An 18,333-nucleotide genomic window follows, 5' to 3' on the forward strand; every position below is an offset into this window, starting at 1 on the left:
ATCGGGCCGGGCTGTCGGTGGCGTACGGCAGGATGGGCGGGATGAGCCAATACCGGACGGGTGCCGAGGACGCGGGCACGGGGGCGATCCGTGACGACGCGACGAGCGGGACGCACGACGGCGGGACGGACGGCGCCGGAGCGCATGACGACGACGGGAACGGTGACGTGACGGACGGTGCCGGAACGTACGACGGCGGCGGGGAGGCCGACGCGCTGCCGGAATACGCGGAGCGGGTCCTCGACGTCGCCGAACTGATTCCGCCCGGCCGTGTCATGACGTACGGCGACGTCGCGGAGTGGCTGGGCGACGGCGGCCCGCGCCAGGTGGGCCGGGTCATGGCGCTGTACGGGGCCGCCGTTCCGTGGTGGCGCGTGGTGCGTGCCGACGGCACGCTGCTGCCCGGCCACGAACTGCGGGCGCTGGACCACTACCGGGCCGAGAGCACCCCGTTGCGCGAGGCGTCGCGGGGCGCGGCGGGCCATCTGCCGCGCCTCGACATGAAGCGGGCACGGTGGAACGGCGCCGTCGGCGATGCCGATGGCGACGCCGATGCGGACCGGGACGCGGACGGAGGTGCTCACACCTGACAGCTTCCGCCATCCGGGGGCGCGGCGGGCGGCGCCGGGCCCGTACGACGTGCTCGGAATCCGGTAGGGGACCCGTGCCGAGGCCCGGGGGAACCCGGGACGCACGGGATGCGCCCCCGTGTACGACGCTGCGCGTGATGTACGACACGGAGGAACGGGCGGGTCGGCGGGCGGCGTGGCGGGCGAGGTCGTCTCGGGCGTTGGATCCGACGGCGAGGCCGGATGCGGGTGCGCCGGAGCGCCCGGCGCGGTACGCGATGCCACCCGGCACACGGGGCATACGGCCCGGGGCCCGGAGCACGACGGGAAGCCGGGCACCGAACGTGACGCGTCACGCAGCGGACTCGCCCCGCGCAGTGCTCCCACTGGCGTAGCGTCGTCAGTTCGCGGCACGCACCGCACCCCTCTCACCCGTACACCCACAAACCCGTACATTCACCAACCTCTACATCCAACCTCACCCGTACACCCACACGGCCGCACATCCAGCCTCACCCGTACACCCACCAGGACCGGCGATCCACGTGAGCTCCACCACCACCCGGCATAGTCCGCACCGTCAGCCACGGTCGCGGACCGCGGGCGCGTACCGGCTGGTACGCACGCCGCCGGGCTCCGTGGAACCCCCTCTTCTGGACGCGGCGCAGCGTGCCGTGGTTGAGCACCCCGGCGGTCCGCTCCTGGTGCTCGCCGGGCCCGGCACCGGCAAGACGACCACGCTCGTCGAGGCGGTGGCGGCGCGGGTGGCACGCGGCGCCGACCCGGCCCGCATCCTGGTTCTCACCTTCAGCCGCAAGGCCGCCGTGGAGCTGCGCGATCGGATGGCGGTCCGGCTCGGCGCCGCCCGCGGGCCGCAGGCCACCACCTTCCACTCCTTCTGTTACGCACTGGTCCGCGCCCACCAGGACGCCGACCTCTTCGCCGAGCCGATGCGGCTGCTCTCCGGACCGGAGCAGGACGTCACGGTCCGCGAGCTGCTCGCCGGCCAGCTCGAACTGGAACGGGACGGCTTCCCCCACATCCGCTGGCCCGACGAGCTGCGGGCCTGCCTGACCACGCGCGGCTTCGCGGACGAGGTGCGGGCGGTGCTCGCCCGCAGTCGCGAGCTGGGCCTCGGCGCGGACGCCCTTGCCGCCTTCGCCCGCCGCACCGGCCGGCCGGACTGGGGCGCCGCGGCCGGGTTCCTCGCCGAGTACCTGGACGTGCTGGACGCGCAGGGGGTGCTGGACTACGCGGAGCTGGTCCACCGGGCGGTGCTGCTCGCGGAGCGCCCGGAGGTGTCGGCACAGCTTGCCGGGCAGTACGACGCGGTGTTCGTGGACGAGTACCAGGACACCGACCCGGCTCAGGTGCGGCTGCTGCGCGCCCTGGCCGGCAACCGGGGATCCGCCCCGGGCGCCGGGGGCGGCCGGGACCTGATCGCCTTCGGCGACCCCGACCAGTCGATCTACGCGTTCCGGGGCGCCGACGTGAACGGCATCCTCGACTTCCCGGAGACGTTCCGCCGGGCCGACGGCGCCCCGGCCCCGGTCGGCGTCCTCACCACCTCACGCCGTTCCGCCGGGCTGCTGCTCGACGCCACCCGGCTGCTCACCCGCCGCATGCCCCTGAACCGGCTGCCCGGGGCGAAGGTCCGCGCCCACCGGGAGCTCGCCGCGGTCCACGAGGGCGGCAGCGTGGAGGCGTACACCTATCCGACCGCCTCCGCCGAACTCGAGAACATCGCCGACCTGCTGCGCCGGGCGCATCTGGAGGACGGCGTCCCGTGGAACGAGATGGCGGTGCTGGTACGCGCCGGTGGGCGGACGATCCCTTCCGTGCGCCGGGCCCTGACCTCGGCGGGTGTCCCTCTGGAGATCGACGGCGACGACCTCCCGCTGCGCCACGAGCCGGCGGTGGCACCACTCCTGACGGCGCTCCGCGCGGTCGCCATGGCGGCCCTGCGCCGGGGCACGCCGGGAGCGGAATCGCCTTCCCCGCAAGCCCCGCAAGCCCCGCAAGCCCCGCAAGCCCTGGAGATCCCAGAGGTACCAGAGGTTCCGGAGTCGGATCCTGTGGTATCGGAGGCCGAAGCGGCGGCAGTCACCTCCTGGATGGACACCGAGACCGCCCTGGCCCTGCTCGCCTCCCCCCTCGGCTCCATGGACGCCGCGGACCTGCGCAGGCTCGGCCGCGCCCTGCGCGACGAGGAGCGGGCTGCGGGGAATCGCGTACCTCCCCCCTCCGGCGACCTGCTGGCCCGCGCACTCGCCGAGCCGGAGCGGCTCGTCACGCACGATCCGGCGTACGCCCGCGGCGCCCAGCGTCTCGGCGCGCTGCTGCGCAAGGCGCGCGAGCTCCTCGAAGGGGGCGGCACCGCGGAGGAGGCCCTGTGGGAGCTGTGGGCCGGCACCTCCTGGCCGGGACGGCTGGAGCGTGCCGCGCTGCGCGGGGGAGCGGCCGGTCGCAACGCCGACCGCGACCTCGACGCCGTCTGCGCCCTCTTCGACACCGCGGCCCGCGCCGAGGAACGCACCGGCGGGCGCGGCGCGCTCAACTTCCTGGAGGAGGTCGACGCCCAGGACATCGCCGCCGACACCCTCTCCCGGCGCGCGCTGCGCCCCGACGCCGTACGGCTGATGACCGCGCACCGGTCGAAGGGACTGGAGTGGCGCCTCGTCGTCGTCGCGGGTGTGCAGGAGGGGCTCTGGCCGGACCTGCGCCGTCGCGGTTCGCTGCTGGAGGCGGACCGGATCGGCCGCGACGGACTCGCCGAACCCCTCAGCCCCGGCGCGCTGCTCGCCGAGGAGCGCCGCCTCTTCTACGTCGCGGCGACCCGTGCCCGCGAGCGTCTGGTCGTCACCGCGGTCAAGGCACCCGCCGACGACGGCGACCAGCCGTCCCGCTTCCTCACCGAACTCGGCGTCGAACCGCACGACGTCACCGGCCGCCCGCGCCGCCCGCTCGCCGTTGCGGCCCTCGTCGCCGAGCTCCGTGCCACCACCGTCGACCCCGACGCCTCCGACGCCCTGCGCGAGGAGGCCGCCCACCGCCTCGCCCGCCTCGCCGCGCTCACCGACGACGAGGGCCAGCCGCTCGTGCCGTCGGCCCATCCGCACCGCTGGTGGGGCCTGCACGAACCGACCCGTTCCGCCGTCCCGCTCCGCGACCGGGACCGGCCCGTGGTCCTCTCGGGAAGTGCCCTGGACCAGCTCGCCAACACCTGCGCGCTCCAGTGGTTCCTCGGCCGCGAGGTCAAGGCGGACGCCCCGGCGACCGCCGCGCAGGGCTTCGGCAACGTCGTCCACGTACTCGCCGACGAGGTGGCCTCCGGCCGCACCCCTGCCGACCTCGCCGTCCTGATGGAGCGGTTGGACTCGGTCTGGGACGGACTCGCCTTCGACGCCCCCTGGAAGTCCCGGCAGGAGAAGGAACAGGCACGGATCGCTCTCGAACGCTTCCTGCGCTGGCACGTCATGGACCGCACCGGCCGCGCGGCCACCGCGACCGAGCACGAATTCGACGTGACGTTGGAGGCGGGGGAGTACCGGGTCCGCATCCGGGGATCCATGGACCGGGTCGAGCAGGACGCCGGGGGCCGGGCATACGTCGTCGACTTCAAGACCGGCAAGCAGTCCCCCACCAGGGACGAGGTCGCCCACCACGCCCAGCTCGCCGTGTACCAGCTGGCCGTGCGCGAAGGAGCGGTCGACGAGGTCTTCGACGGACGGCGCCCCGAGCCCGGTGGCGCCGAACTCGTCCAGCTGCGCCAGCCCGCCCCCAAGAAGGAGGGCGGTGACGCCCTTCCCAAGGTGCAGGCACAGGAACCGCTCTCCGGCGCGTGGGTGTCCGACCTGCTGGCCACGGCCGCCGGCCGCGTCCTGGACGAACGCTTCACCCCCACCACGGGCGGGCACTGCACGCACTGCGCCTTCCACGCCTCGTGCAGCGCCCGGCCGGAGGGCCGCCACATCCTGGAGTGACCTCCGAGGCCGGAGCGACCTCCGGTTACGGCCGAGGTGCGGACCCCGGCAACCGCGCCCCTGTCGGTCCGGGCGGTTAGCCTCGATCGGGTGTCCTCACGAATCACCGATCCCGAGCAGCTGAAGGAACTCCTCGGGATCCCGTTCACCCCGGAGCAGATGGCCTGCATCACGGCCCCGCCCGCTCCGCAGGTGATCGTCGCCGGAGCCGGGTCGGGAAAGACCACGGTGATGGCGGCGCGCGTGGTGTGGCTGGTGGGGACGGGACAGGTGGCCCCCGAGCAGGTCCTCGGACTCACCTTCACCAACAAGGCGGCGGGTGAACTCGCGGAGCGCGTCCGCAAGGCCCTGATCGCGGCCGGGGTCACCGACCCGGACGCCATCGACCAGGACAATCCGCCGGGCGAGCCCAGCATCTCGACGTACCACGCGTTTGCCGGCCGGCTCCTCACCGAACACGGGCTGCGCATCGGCCTGGAACCCACCACCCGGCTCCTCGCCGACGCCACCCGCTACCAGCTCGCCGCTCGTGTGCTGCGCGAGGCACCCGGCCCGTACCCGGCCCTGACCAGGTCGTTTCCCACATTGGTCAGCGATCTTCTGGCTCTCGACGCGGAGCTGGCCGAGCACCTCGTACGCCCTGAGGCGCTTGCGGAGTACGACACCGACCTGCTCCGCACGCTCGAATCGGCCCGGCTCAGCAACGCCGAACTGCGCAAGATCCCCGAGACTTCCGGAGCCCGACGCGAACTGCTGGACCTGACCCGGCGCTACCGCGAGGCCAAGAGGAACCGCGACCTCCTCGACTTCGGCGACCAGATCGCCCTCTCCGCCGAGCTGGCGCTCACCCGGCCGGAGGTCGGCGCGATCCTGCGCGACGAATTCCGGGTCGTGCTGCTCGACGAGTACCAGGACACCTCGGTCGCCCAGCGCCTCCTGCTGTCCGCCCTCTTCGGCCGCGGCCCCGACGACGCCGGGGCGCCGACCGGGCGGGGACAGGATCCGAACGGACCGGACGACGGGGCGACGACCGGGCAGGGCCTGGAATCGGAGGCGCGGGCGGCGGCGCCGACCGGACACGCGGTCACCGCCGTCGGCGACCCGTGCCAGGCGATCTACGGCTGGCGCGGAGCCTCCGTGGCCAACCTCGACGACTTCCCGCTCCACTTCCCGCACGCCGACGGCACCCCCGCCACCCGATACTCGCTCAGCGAGAACCGGCGCAGCGGCGGCCGGCTCCTCCACCTCGCCAACGGTCTCGCCGCGCCCCTGCGGGCCATGCACGAGGGCGTCGAGGCCCTGCGTCCCGCCCCGGGCGCCGAGCGGGACGGCACCGTCCGATGCGCCCTGCTCCGCACCCATGCCGAGGAGATCGACTGGCTCGCCGACTCGATCGCCCACCTGGTGCTGCGGACCGACAAGGAACCCCGCGAGATCGCCGTCCTGTGCCGCACCGCGGGTGACTTCCCGGAGATCCAGGCCGCGCTGGTGGCCCGCGACATCCCCGTCGAGGTCGTCGGCCTGTCCGGGCTGCTGCACCTGCCCGAGGTCGCCGACCTGGTCGCGGTCTGCTCGGTGCTCCAGGACCCCGGGGCCAACGCCTCCCTGGTCCGGCTGCTCACCGGCCCCCGCTGGCGGATCGGCCCCCGGGACCTGGCCCTCCTCGGCCGCCGCGCCCGCCTCCTCGTGCACCGTGCGACCCACGCCGACGAGGACGGCCAGGACCCCGACCGGCGTCTGGCCGAGGCAGTCGAAGGCACCGACCCGGCCGAGGTGGTCTCGCTCGCCGACGCGCTGGACACCTTCCTCGAATCGGGCGGTGGAGCGGACGACGGACTGCCGTTCTCCACCGAGGCCCGCGTCCGCTTCGCCCGTCTGGCGGCCGAGTTGCGCGACCTGCGCCGCTCGTTGGCCGACCCCCTGATGGACGTGCTGCACCGCGTCCTCGCCACCACCGGCCTGGAGGTCGAGCTCTCCGCGTCACCCCACGCGCTGGCGGCGCGCCGCCGCGAGACCCTCGCCAACTTCCTCGATGTGGCGGCCCGCTTCGCCGGTGTCGACGGCGAGGCCACCCTCCTCGCCTTCCTGGGCTTCCTGCGCACCGCCGTTCAGTACGAGAAGGGCCTGGACAACGCCCTCCCCGGCGGCGAGAACACCGTCAAGGTCCTCACCGCCCACAAGTCGAAGGGCCTGGAATGGGACGTCGTCGCGGTACCTGGCCTGATCACCGGCCAGTTCCCCAGTACCCAGTCCCGCGATGCCTGGACGTCCCAGCCGCAGGTCCTCCCGCACGCCCTGCGCGGGGACGCGGTCACCCTCCCCGACCCCGACTCCTGGGACGCCAAGGGACTCAAGGCGTTCAAGGAGGCGATGAAGGAGCACCAGCACACCGAGGAACTGCGCCTGGGATACGTCACCTTCACCAGACCGCGCAGTCTGCTGCTCGGCTCCGGCCACTGGTGGGGCCCGACGCAGAAGAGGCCGCGCGGCCCGTCCGCCTTCCTGCACGCGTTGTACGAGCACTGCGCCGCCGGACACGGCGAGATCGAGGCATGGGCTGCCGAACCGGCCGAGGACGAGGAGAACCCGGCGCTCGCGGAGCGGCAGGCCGACCAGGCGTGGCCGCTTCCCCTCGACGACACCGCGCTGACCCGCCGCAGGGCCGCCGCGGACACGGTGATGGCGCATCTGGAGGCCCTGGCCGCGGCGGGAGGCGTGCCGGACGCGTACGAGGCACCGCCCGTCCCCCCGGAGCCGTACGACAGCCCCGGCCCGCACGACGGCCCCGACGACACCGCGTACGACGACACCGCGTACGACGACACCGCGTACGACGACACCGCGTACGACGACCTGTTCCCCGAGGGCGCCGAGTGCGCCGACCAGGACCCCTTCCCCGACGACGCGTACCCCGACGATGCCGAGGACCGGACCGAGCACGAGGACCGGGCCGAGAACCGGGACCGGGCCGAGAACCGGCGCGAGAGCCTGATCGAGCACCGGCACGAGGACCTGTTCGAGGACGGGGCCGGCGAGCGGGGCGACCGCGAGGCCGAGAAGTCCACCATCGGCCGGGAGGCGCCACCGACCCGGCCCCGGTCCGCAGCAACCCCGGCCCCGCACCCCCCCGGGCCCCGGCCCCCTTCCGCCCCCCACCCGGCGGCGCCTCACGTTCCGGCGGCCCGGACGTCGGAGCACGCCGGGCGACACGGCCTTGCCCCGTTGACCCCCGAGGACGCCCGCACCCTCGCCTCCTGGGACCGTGACCTCGACGCCCTCACCGGTGAACTGCGCCGCGCCCGCGCCACCGTGCGCGACGTCCTCGTCCCTCCGGCGCTCTCCGCCACCCAACTGCTGAAGCTCGCCGACGACCCCGACGGTTTCGCCCGGGAGCTGGCCCGTCCGATGCCGCAACCGCCGCAGCCCGCCGCCCGCCGGGGCACCCGCTTCCACGCCTGGGTGGAGTCCCGCTTCGAGGAGATCCCGCTGCCCATGCTCGGCCCGGACGAGCTGCCCGGCGGCGACGCGAGCGACGCCGAGATCGCCGACGAGCGGGACCTCGCCGCGCTCAAGGAGGCGTTCGAGCGCACCCCGTACGCCCGCCGTACCCCGTACCGGGTGGAGACGCCGTTCCAGATCACCCTCGCCGGCCGGGTGATCCGAGGCCGTATCGACGCGGTGTACCGCACCGAGGACGGCTACGAGATCGTCGACTGGAAGACCGCCCGCACGCACACCGCCGACCCGCTCCAGCTCGCGGTCTACCGCCTGGCCTGGGCAGAACTGCACGGCCTGCCGCTCACCGCCGTCACCGCCACGTTCCTGTACGTGCGCAGCGGGGAGACCGTCCGCCCCACCCGCCTCCCGGGCCGGGCGGAGCTGGAGCGGATCCTGCTGGACGAGCCACCTCCCGCGGGCCGATAGGCTCGACGGCATGAGCGACACCCCGGACAGCGCCGTCCGTACGTACATCGAGCAGCACCGCACAGCCTTCCTCGACGACCTCGCCGCCTGGCTGCGCATCCCGTCCGTGTCCGCCCAGCCGGAGCACGCCGGGGACGTACGGCGCAGTGCCGAGTGGCTGTCCGCCGAGCTCGGGAGGACCGGCTTCCCGGTCACCGAGATCTGGGACACCCCGGGTGCCCCCGCGGTGTTCGCCGAATGGCCGTCCGGCGAGCCGGACGCTCCGACCGTCCTCGTCTACGGACACCACGACGTGCAGCCCGCCGCCCGCGAGGACGGCTGGGACACCGAACCCTTCGAGCCCGTGATCCGGGACGGCCGCCTGTACGGACGGGGCGCCGCCGACGACAAGGGGCAGGTCTTCTTCCACACCCTCGGCGTCCGGGCCCACCTCGCCCTCACCGGCCGCACCGCCCCCGCCGTCAACCTCAAGCTGCTGATCGAGGGCGAGGAGGAATCCGGTTCGCCGCACTTCCGCGCGCTGGTCGAGGAGCGAGCCGACCGGCTCGCCGCCGACGCCGTGATCGTCTCCGACACCGGCATGTGGAGCGAGACGACCCCCACGGTCTGCACCGGCATGCGCGGCCTCGCCGAGTGCGAGATCGAGCTGCACGGCCCCGAGCAGGACATCCACTCCGGGTCCTTCGGCGGCGCGGTCCCCAACCCCGCGACCGCCGTCGCCCGGCTCGTCGCCGCGCTGCACGACGCGGACGGCCGGATCGCGATCCCCGGGTTCTACGACGGCGTGACCGAACTCACCGATGCCGAGCGCGCCCTCTTCGCCGAGCTGCCCTTCGACGAGGCGACCTGGCTGCGCACCGCCAAGTCCCGGGCCGCGTCCGGCGAGACCGGCTACTCCACGCTGGAACGCGTCTGGGCCCGCCCCACCGCCGAGGTCAACGGCATCGGCGGCGGCTACCAGGGCGCCGGAAGCAAGACGATCATCCCGTCCTCCGCGCTGGTGAAGATCAGCTTCCGGCTGGTCGCCGGCCAGGACCCCGACCACATTCAGCAGACCGTCCGGGCCTGGGCCGAGGAGCAGGTCCCGGCCGGAATCCGACACCGGATCACCTTCTCGCCGGCCACCCGCCCCTGCCTCACCCCACTGGACCACCCCGCGCTCCGGGCCGTCGCCCGGGCCATGGGTCGCGCCTTCGGCAAGAAGATCCTCTTCACCCGCGAGGGAGGCTCGGGGCCCGCCGCCGACCTGCAGGACGTGCTCGGCGCCCCCGTTCTCTTCCTGGGCATCTCCGTACCCTCCGACGGCTGGCACGCCCCCGACGAGAAGGTCGAACTGGACCTGCTGTTCAAGGGCGTGGAGACGACCGCCCACCTCTGGGGCGAGCTGGCCGCCGCACTCCGCTGAATCCTCAGAACACCCGAACCATCCGGGGGAGTAGGAAGCACCTGTGAGCACCTTCGACAACGTCATCACGGACCGGCCCATCGGTCTCACGGCGCCCAGCGGCATCGATCGCGCGGCACACCACCGCCTCGACGAGGCATGGCTGGCCGCCGCGTGGAGCCACCCGACCACGCGTGTGTTCGTCGTCTCCGGCGGACAGGTGCTGATCGACGACACGGCCGACGGCGGCACGGAGATCGTCATGACACCGGCCTTCGAGGCCCCGGTCACCGAAACCCACCGCTACTTCCTGGGCACCGACGCGGACGGCGTCCGCTACTTCGCGCTGCAGAAGGATTCCCTGCCCGGCCGCATGGACCAGCCGGCCCGCCCGGCCGGGCTGCGCGAGGCCGGATTGCTGCTCGGCCCCCGCGACGCGGGTCTGCTGGTGCACGCGGTGGCCCTGGAGAACTGGCAGCGTCTGCACCGCTTCTGCTCGCGCTGCGGGGAGCGCACCGTCATCGCGGCCGCCGGCCACATCCGGCGCTGCCCGGCGTGCGGCGCCGAGCACTACCCGCGTACCGACCCCGCGGTCATCATGCTGGTGACGGACGACCAGGACCGCGCCCTGCTGGGGCGCCAGGTGCACTGGCCCGAGGGCCGCTTCTCGACGCTCGCGGGCTTCGTCGAGCCGGGGGAGTCCATCGAGCAGTCCGTGGCCCGCGAGGTCTTCGAGGAGGCGGGCGTCACGATCGACGAGGTCGAGTACGTCGCCAGCCAGCCCTGGCCGTTCCCGTCCAGCCTGATGCTCGGCTTCATGGCGCGGGCGGCCTCCTCCGAGATCAACGTCGACGGCGAGGAGATCGAGGAGGCCCGCTGGTTCTCCCGCGAGGAACTTACCGCGGCCTTCGAATCGGGCGAGGTCATGCCCCCGTACGGCATCTCGATCGCGGCCCGTCTGATCGAGCTCTGGTACGGCAAGCCGCTCCCGAAGCCGGGCAGCATCGGCTGACCACCGTGCGCCGGACCGCGCCCGGCACGGTCCGGCAGCCCCGCCAACCGCCGCCGGAGTCGTCGGCGGACGAGGAACCGCCCCTCACCGGTGCAGGCGAGGGGCGATCCGTCGCGCCGAGACCGCGGGAGCGGCGGATCAGGCGGCCAGCGCCTGCTTCACCTGGGCCAGGGACGGGTTCGTCATGACGGCCTCGACACCCGTGGAGCCGACCACCAGGACCGTGGGAACGGTCTGGTTGCCCCCGTTGGCCTTCTCGACGAACGCCGCGGACTCCGGGTCCTGCTCGATGTTGATCTCGTTGTACGCGATGCCCTCGCGGTCCATCTGGCTCTTGAGCCGACGGCAGTAGCCGCACCAGGTGGTGCTGTACATCGTCACAGTGCCCGGCATTTCTTCCCTCTCCTCTGCTTCGTTCGTCTCATCGGTCCGGTCGGTCCCGTCCCTCTCGCGTCCGTCACGTGTGCCACACGCAGAACCCGGAAGGTGCGTCGCCGCACGGAAAGGTGCGTCGCCGCACGGATAGGCAACGTACGCGAGCCGAGCACCATTCCCCGCCCCGCCCCCGCCCCCGCCCCGCCCTCGTCCCGTCCCCGTCCCGTGCCACCGGGCCGTCCCGCGGTCGCGCCGTCGTGGGCGGCGCGCATTAATACGACGGACAGGGCACCCCTGTGGACAACCTCTGCACCGGCCCCGGGCGACCTGGCAGCATGGCGGGGTGACAGCAGCAACGCATTCCTCCCTCTTCCCGCAGGTCCCCGAGTCGGCCGACGCGGTGCTCGACGGGCTCGACCCCGAGCAGCGTGCGGTCGCCACGGCCCTGCACGGCCCGGTGTGTGTGCTGGCCGGAGCCGGTACGGGCAAGACGCGTGCGATCACCCATCGCATCGCCTACGGAGTGCGTGCCGGGATACTCCAGCCGACGAGCGTGCTCGCCGTCACCTTCACCAACCGGGCCGCGGGCGAGATGCGCGGACGGCTGCGCCAGCTCGGCGCCGGCGGGGTCCAGGCGCGCACGTTCCACTCCGCCGCCCTGCGCCAGCTCCAGTACTTCTGGCCGAAGGCGGTCGGCGGCGAGCTGCCGAGGCTGTTGGAACGCAAGGTCCAGCTGGTCGCGGAGGCCGCGGCCCGCTGCCGCATCCGGCTGGACCGCAACGAGCTGCGCGACGTCACCAGCGAGATCGAGTGGTCCAAGGTCACCCAGACGGTGCCCGCCGACTACCCGGCCGTGGTCGCCAAGACCCATCGGGACGCCCCGCGCGACCCTGCCGAGATCTCCCAGATCTACGCCACGTACGAGCAGCTGAAGCGCGACCGCTCGGTGATCGACTTCGAGGACGTGCTGCTGCTGACCGTCGCCATCCTCCAGGACCGCCACGACATCGCCGACCACGTCCGCCGCCAGTACCAGCACTTCGTGGTCGACGAGTACCAGGACGTGAGCCCGCTCCAGCAGCGACTGCTCGACCTCTGGCTCGGCGAGCGGGACAACCTGTGCGTCGTCGGCGACGCCGGCCAGACGATCTACTCCTTCACCGGGGCCACCCCCGACCACCTGCTGAACTTCCGTACCCGTCACCCCGGCGCGACCGTGGTCAAGCTGGTCCGGGACTACCGCTCCACCCCTCAGGTCGTCCACCTGGCCAACGGACTGCTCGGCCAGGCCCGCGGTCGCGCCGCCGAGCACCGCCTCGAACTGGTCTCGCAGCGCGATCCGGGCCCCGAGCCCGTCCACACCGAGTACGCGGACGAACCCGCGGAGGCGGAGGGCACCGCCCGCCGCCTCCGCGAACTGATCGCCGCGGGTGTTCCGGCGGGCGAGATCGCCGTGCTCTACCGGGTCAACTCGCAGTCCGAGGTCTACGAACAGGCCCTGGCCGACGCGGGCGTGCCCTACCAGCTGCGCGGCGCGGAGCGTTTCTTCGAACGGGCGGAGGTGCGTGAGGCGGGTGTGGCCCTGCGCGGTGCGGCCCGCGCCGGGGGCAACGATTCCCTGCTCGACGACGCGGAGGGGCTCCCCGCACAGGTGCGTGCGGTGCTCTCCACCAAGGGCTGGACCCCGGAGCCCCCCGCGGGCTCCGGAGCGGTGCGCGACCGCTGGGAGTCCCTCGCCGCGCTCGCCCGGCTCGCCGAGGACTTCGAGCTGGCCAGGCCGGGGGCGACACTCGCCGACCTGGTGGCGGAGCTCGACGAACGGGCCGCCGCCCAGCACGCCCCCACGGTCCAGGGCGTCACGCTCGCCTCGCTGCACTCGGCGAAGGGCCTGGAGTGGGACGCGGTGTTCCTGGTCGGGCTGACCGAAGGCATGATGCCCATCACCTACGCCAAGACCGACGAGCAGATCGAGGAGGAGCGCCGACTGCTGTACGTCGGCATCACCCGGGCGCGCGTCCATCTCTCGCTGTCGTGGTCGCTCTCCCGGTCTCCGGGCGGACGCGCCGGACGGCGGCCGAGCCGGTTCCTGACCGGACTGCGTCCGGGAACGGCGGCGCACGGCGCTCGCGGCTCGGTCAGCGTCCGGGGAGACGGTGCCGAACGGCGCCCCGCCGCGGTCACCAGGCGCGGCCGCCGCGGGCCGGCGCGATGCCGGGTCTGCGGCAAGACCCTCACCGACCCGGGTGAAATGAAGTTGATGCGCTGCGACGACTGCCCGTCCGACATGGACGAGGGGCTCTACGAGCGGTTGCGCGACTGGCGGGCGGTCCGCGCCCAGGAGATCGGCCAGCCCGCCTACTGCGTGTTCACGGACCGGACGCTGATGGCGATCGCCGAGGCGGTACCGGGCAGCGCGGGTGAGCTCGCGGTGATCTCTGGCGTCGGCGCGCGGAAGCTGGACCGGTTCGGGACCGCGGTTCTCGCCATTTGTGCAGGTGGGGCGGGGGAGGAAGAGGGCGGAGGCGGTGCCGACGAGGCGTGAGAAAAACTCGTCGGAAAAATAGTTTGCGCCCGCCCCAGTCATCACCATAGGTTCTTAACCACAGGAACAGCGGCTTCTCCGAAGCCCGGGTTCTGTGCTGTACTTATCCGAATACGCAGGACCGGCCCGCCGGTCCCCCGAGACGCCGAGAGGAGGCGATTGAAGTGATCAGCATCATCGAGACCAAGAAAATGACCGATCTCTCGGTCGTCTCCGCCTGCTCGCTCGGCCTCGCGTGCTCCTCCGAGTCCTCGCTCCGTGGCACCGGTCTGTCCGGCATTTCTGTCGTCAGCCCGCTGTCCCCGGCGAGCTTCCCCGTGCGGGAGCGCAATGAGCGACCGGCTCAGGCACCGGCAGCAGCAGTAGTGAAGGGACAGGCCCAGGCCTATGCCTTTGCCGCCGTCGGTGCAGGAGTGGAAGCCGGCGCCAAGAAGCAGACGACGCACCACCACACGATGTGGGCCTTCCGTGGGCCTGAACCCTGGAGTGATCCAGCCTGATTCAGCATCAGGTCGGCGCCTTCAGGGCCGCGGAACCCCACTCGGGATCCGCGGCCCTTTTGTTTTGCCCAAACGGGCAGGACACCGCGAAGGGGCCTCGGGACAAGCAGCATCCGGTACCAGCCGCCCCCGGCCAACAGGCCGGAACGACCAGACGAGGACACCACCCACCGTGCAACTCGAAGCGCACGCCCCGTCCGTACCGCCTTCCGACACGATCCCGCCGCCCGGCCTCACGGAGGACCCCGCCTTGACCCCCCTCACTGCGCTCACCGCGCTCGACGACGCCATCGAGAACCTCGGCGTACCCGTTCCCTGCCGCTCCTACGACCCGGAGGTCTTCTTCGCCGAGTCGCCGGCCGACGTCGAGTACGCCAAGTCCCTCTGCCGCACCTGCCCGCTCGTCGAGGCATGCCTCGCGGGCGCCAAGGAGCGTCGCGAGCCGTGGGGCGTCTGGGGCGGTGAGCTCTTCATCCAGGGCGTTGTCGTCGCCCGCAAGCGGCCTCGGGGCCGCCCGCGCAAGAACCCGGTCGCGGCGTGACCGCCGGACTCGGGGGCACGGCCCTCAAACCCATGAAGCGCATCGGCACCATCGACCGTCCCCACACCCACGATCCCCGAAATCAGGCACCAATGTCCGTCCCCACCCACGAGCCCGTCGGCTCCGCAACACCGAACGTCACGATCATCGGTGCGAACGATTCGCGCCAGAACAGGACCCGCGAGATGCAACTCATCCCAGAAGCCCTGGCGCGTGCTCATATGCACGACCGCCTGAGGGAGGCCGACACGCAACGCCGGGCCGTGCGCCTGGTCAATGCGCGCCGGATGCAGCGCAGGGCAGAGCGCGTATCGATGCGTGCCCGCCGTGCGCTGGCCATGGCGGTCATGCACTAGCACTTCCCCCGTGCACACTCCCGCCGACGGGCACCCGCTCCGCCCGTCGGCGACACTCACAGCCAGTTCAGTACCCCTTCCGCGGGGCCGGTCCGAACGGACCGGCCCCGCGGTCGTTCGACGCCGCCCCACCATGCCCCACCCGCGCTCGCCCAGCCCGAAATCGGCTCGGCGGGCAGCGCCCAGCGCCATGGGCGGCGGCCGGGAGAGGGCCCAGCGCCGCGAACGGACCGGGGAGAACCTCGTGCCCGGACACGACTGCCGGCTATCCCCCGACGACGGGCTCGCCCATCGGCTCCTCCTCGCCCGTCAACTCCTTCTCCTCCGTCAACTCCTTCTCCTTCGCCGGCGTCTCCTGGATACGGGAATCCTCCTCGTACTCCGCCAGGAAACCCGGCAACCAGGATTCGAGCTCGTCGCGCAGTCGCACCGTCGCCCCCAGCTGGCACAGCACCCCGATCGTGCTCAGGGTCACCCGATGTATCAGCAGATAGGAAGGCGGCAGATTCAGTTGCTTGCCCAGCTGATGGGCGGGGGAGCGGGGGTCTGCGAGCCGTGCTGCCTGATTGCGCATCCAGCCGCGGGTGAAGGTGAATTCCTCCACCTGTGCGGGTTCGATGATCGGCAGGAGATAGTCGAGCACCGCGTCCGGGTCGAGATCGATCGAATCCTTGACGAACCCCTCCTCGCACAGGTGCTCGTACACCGACCGCGCATCGTCGGCAAGCGCCAGCCGCAAGGAGTCCCCGATCGTCTGCGGCAGACCGCCCGGCAGCCGGTCCACCGTTCCGAAGTCCAGCACTCCGAGCCGCCACTGACCGGCCGTACCGTTCCCCTCCTCGTCTGCCTCGTCTGCCTCGTCGGCCGTTCCGGGCGGCGGCAGCAGCCGGAAGTTGCCCGGATGCGGGTCCGCGTGCAACAGCCCCGTCCGCGCCGGCCCCGAGAAGAGGAACCGAGCCAGCAGCTGACCGGCACGATCACGCTGCTCGGTGGTGCCGTGCGCGATCACGTCGGCCAGGGGGACACCGTCCATCCACTCCGTCACCAGAACCTGGTCGGACTGATGTACCACGCCCGGGATCACGACATCCGGATCGGCCGCGAACTCCTCGGCGTGATCCTGCTGCGATCGCGCCTCCTGCTCGTAGTCCAACTCCTCCGAGACCCGATCTCGCAGCTCCGTGATGAGCGGCTTGATGTCCATGCCGGGAATCAGCGGGCCGAGAAGCCTGGCGAACCTGCTGAGCTGGGTCAGATCCGAGAGCAATGCCTCTCCGGCGCCCGGGTACTGCACCTTCACGGCGACGTCCCGCCCGTCGTGCCACACCGCTCGGTGCACTTGGCCGATCGACGCGGCGGCCGACGGCTTGTCCTCGAATTCGCGGAACAACTCCCGCCAGTCCTCACCGAGTCGCTGGGCCAGCACGTCGTGCACCGTGCTGCTGGGCATGGGCGGCGCGGCATCCTGCAGTTTGGTGAGTGCGGCCCGGTACGGTCCCGCGATCTCGTCGGGCAGCGCCGATTCGAAGACGGACAGGGCCTGGCCCAGCTTCATCGCCCCGCCCTTCAATTCCCCCAGAACCTTGAAGAGCTGATCGGCTGTGCGTTGCTGAACCTCCCGGGCGACCAGTTCCGCGGGCTTCCCGCCGATCCGCTTGCCCAGCCCCCAGGTGGCGCGGCCGGCGAAGCCCAAGGGCAGGGCGGCCAATTTGGCGGTACGCGTGACCGCTTTCCGGGGTAGATCAGACATGAGCCCCTCCAAATCCCAGACTGGCGTACCGCGCGCGGCGGCTACCCGGCCATTGTGTCGTGTGCCGTGTCGGCTCCGGAGGCGCGCTCCCTGACAGTGTGCCCAGAAGCCCCGCAGTAGCAGTCTTGATGCGCCGTGATCCGTTCGGAGCGCCAGTCCAACAGCGGCAGCGCGGTCTCCCAGCGGGTACCCGTACTGGCGGGCAGGTCACCGTCCAGGAAGGACAGAGCATGTGCCGCCGCGAGTCCGGCCACTGCCGTCGCCAACCCCAGGTCGCAGGCCTGCACGGCGTTCCGCCGACCGGACCGCCACTGGGACAGCAGCCTGGTCCACTCCTCGTCCCCCTCCTCGCGGTTGAGCGCCAGACACCCCGCACAGGCAGTCCCCCCGGGCAGCACCAGAGGCCCTACGACCCCCGTGGCCTCCACCACTCCGGCATAGAGATGAGGAGTGCCGGAGGTGATCCATGGCTCCGCCGACCGCGGGTCCGGGGCGTGCACGGTGAGGCCGTCACGAGGGGCCACCACGATCAGCGAGAGCCCCGGAGCCCCGCTCTCCGAGGAGCCGGACGTCTCCGCCGCCCTGGGCGCCGCCCCCGCCGCGGACCTGCGCACCAACTGCCGTGCCGCGGTGTCCCTGCGCTCGCCGACCGCTGTCGGCGGCAGCCCGGCGGGCGAGACGTCCCAGGGCTCGGTGTGCCCGCCGTCCAGCACCTCCACGTGACCCACCCCGGACCCGGACAGCACGGCCGCGATCGCGGCGCCCACCCGGCCCGCCCCTCGCACCTGGACCCGCATCGCCCGACGGGCGGCCAACCGGCGCATACTGCCGCCCGGCTCGGGATGGACGACCGAAAGCGATGCCAGATCAGGACGATGTCTCTCCAGGGCATGGGGACGGTTGTGCAGCGCATCGGCCTCCGCTCCGATGGACCGCACGTCGTCGACGAGACCGGCGTCGGTCAACCGTCGGATCAAGGTGTCCACTTGATGGTTGGACAGGTCGAGAGCCCGCGCTTCCTCGCGCAGCAACGACAGGCCACGCGTGCCGTCGAGCAACTCCAGGAAACTGCCCGTGGCGATGTCCACCGGCCCGAGCATGACCGCGTGGGCGGAAGTCACCCCGAACTGCACGGTGCCTCGGCCACGCCAGGCGCGGCGCAGTGCGGGTTTCAACATTGGATACACGATTTCCCCCGGTCTGTGTTCCTTGAGCTCTGTGAGGCGATCTCTGATGGTGGTCTCTGTTCGGTGATCTCCTGCCCCGGGCATTGGAGGCTGTTTCGGGCGAACGCGGTGCTGGCAGTGGTCGCGTTCGTCGGTGACGTCCCGGATCCCCGTGAGGCGTTTTGCCAGAATGCGGGAGAGCGCCAAATCTTGCGGAAAGTTATCCACAGG

Annotated in this window: 12 protein-coding genes; 9 read left to right on the plus strand and 3 right to left on the minus strand. The window is 72.3% G+C overall.

Translation table 11 applies throughout. The features are described 5' to 3' along the window. Positions 1 to 41: 41 nt before the first annotated feature. The 5 genes from ACFC79_RS01965 to nudC all read left to right on the plus strand — a co-directional run bounded on the left by ACFC79_RS01965 (position 42) and on the right by nudC (position 10,872). Positions 42 to 590 carry an MGMT family protein gene (locus ACFC79_RS01965; protein ID WP_376233881.1) on the plus strand — a complete coding sequence of 183 codons (549 nt, stop codon included), beginning with the start codon at positions 42 to 44 and terminating at the stop codon, positions 588 to 590. Positions 591 to 1,114: 524 nt separating this feature from the next. Next, on the plus strand, positions 1,115 to 4,552 hold the full coding sequence (locus ACFC79_RS01970) for an ATP-dependent helicase (protein WP_376233884.1): 3,438 nt from the start codon (positions 1,115 to 1,117) through the stop codon (positions 4,550 to 4,552). A gap of 90 nt (positions 4,553 to 4,642) precedes the next feature. Continuing rightward, complete coding sequence (locus tag ACFC79_RS01975) at positions 4,643 to 8,476, plus strand: UvrD-helicase domain-containing protein (protein ID WP_376233887.1); 3,834 nt, start codon at positions 4,643 to 4,645, stop codon at positions 8,474 to 8,476. A gap of 10 nt (positions 8,477 to 8,486) precedes the next feature. Beyond that, positions 8,487 to 9,881, plus strand: coding sequence for a dipeptidase (locus tag ACFC79_RS01980; protein WP_376233890.1), 1,395 nt, complete (start codon positions 8,487 to 8,489; stop codon positions 9,879 to 9,881). A gap of 43 nt (positions 9,882 to 9,924) precedes the next feature. Further along, positions 9,925 to 10,872, plus strand: a complete 948-nt coding sequence (nudC, locus tag ACFC79_RS01985; protein WP_376233893.1) for an NAD(+) diphosphatase — start codon at positions 9,925 to 9,927, stop codon at positions 10,870 to 10,872. A 138-nt stretch (positions 10,873 to 11,010) separates the two neighbouring features. Here nudC and ACFC79_RS01990 read toward each other — a convergent pair whose 3' ends face one another. Next, positions 11,011 to 11,265, minus strand: a complete 255-nt coding sequence (locus tag ACFC79_RS01990) for a mycoredoxin (RefSeq protein WP_073781832.1) — start codon at positions 11,263 to 11,265, stop codon at positions 11,011 to 11,013. A gap of 325 nt (positions 11,266 to 11,590) precedes the next feature. On the opposite strand from ACFC79_RS01990, the gene ACFC79_RS01995 reads away from it, so the two are divergent. The 4 genes from ACFC79_RS01995 (at position 11,591) to ACFC79_RS02010 (ending at position 15,186) form a co-directional block, all read left to right on the plus strand. Continuing rightward, positions 11,591 to 13,789, plus strand: coding sequence for an ATP-dependent DNA helicase UvrD2 (locus ACFC79_RS01995; protein WP_376233896.1), 2,199 nt, complete (start codon positions 11,591 to 11,593; stop codon positions 13,787 to 13,789). A gap of 164 nt (positions 13,790 to 13,953) precedes the next feature. Then, positions 13,954 to 14,289 (plus strand): hypothetical protein, encoded by a 336-nt coding sequence (locus ACFC79_RS02000; RefSeq protein WP_376233899.1) that lies wholly within the window; start codon positions 13,954 to 13,956, stop codon positions 14,287 to 14,289. Positions 14,290 to 14,461: 172 nt separating this feature from the next. Further along, on the plus strand, positions 14,462 to 14,830 hold the full coding sequence (locus ACFC79_RS02005; RefSeq protein ID WP_376233901.1) for a WhiB family transcriptional regulator: 369 nt from the start codon (positions 14,462 to 14,464) through the stop codon (positions 14,828 to 14,830). 32 nt (positions 14,831 to 14,862) lie between these two features. Then, positions 14,863 to 15,186 (plus strand): hypothetical protein, encoded by a 324-nt coding sequence (locus ACFC79_RS02010; protein WP_376233904.1) that lies wholly within the window; start codon positions 14,863 to 14,865, stop codon positions 15,184 to 15,186. 265 nt (positions 15,187 to 15,451) lie between these two features. Here ACFC79_RS02010 and ACFC79_RS02015 read toward each other — a convergent pair whose 3' ends face one another. Together ACFC79_RS02015 and ACFC79_RS02020 are read right to left on the minus strand one after the other, a co-directional pair. Then, positions 15,452 to 16,936: an ABC1 kinase family protein gene (locus ACFC79_RS02015; protein WP_376233907.1), complete on the minus strand. Its 1,485-nt coding sequence runs from the start codon at positions 16,934 to 16,936 to the stop codon at positions 15,452 to 15,454. 41 nt (positions 16,937 to 16,977) lie between these two features. Further along, entirely contained in the window at positions 16,978 to 18,123 is a 1,146-nt protein-coding gene (locus ACFC79_RS02020) for a ThiF family adenylyltransferase (RefSeq protein WP_376233910.1), read from the minus strand. Between the last annotated feature and the right edge of the window lie 210 nt (positions 18,124 to 18,333).

The organism is Streptomyces sp. NPDC056061 (assembly GCF_042266885.1).
In the GTDB taxonomy this organism is placed as follows: domain Bacteria; phylum Actinomycetota; class Actinomycetes; order Streptomycetales; family Streptomycetaceae; genus Streptomyces.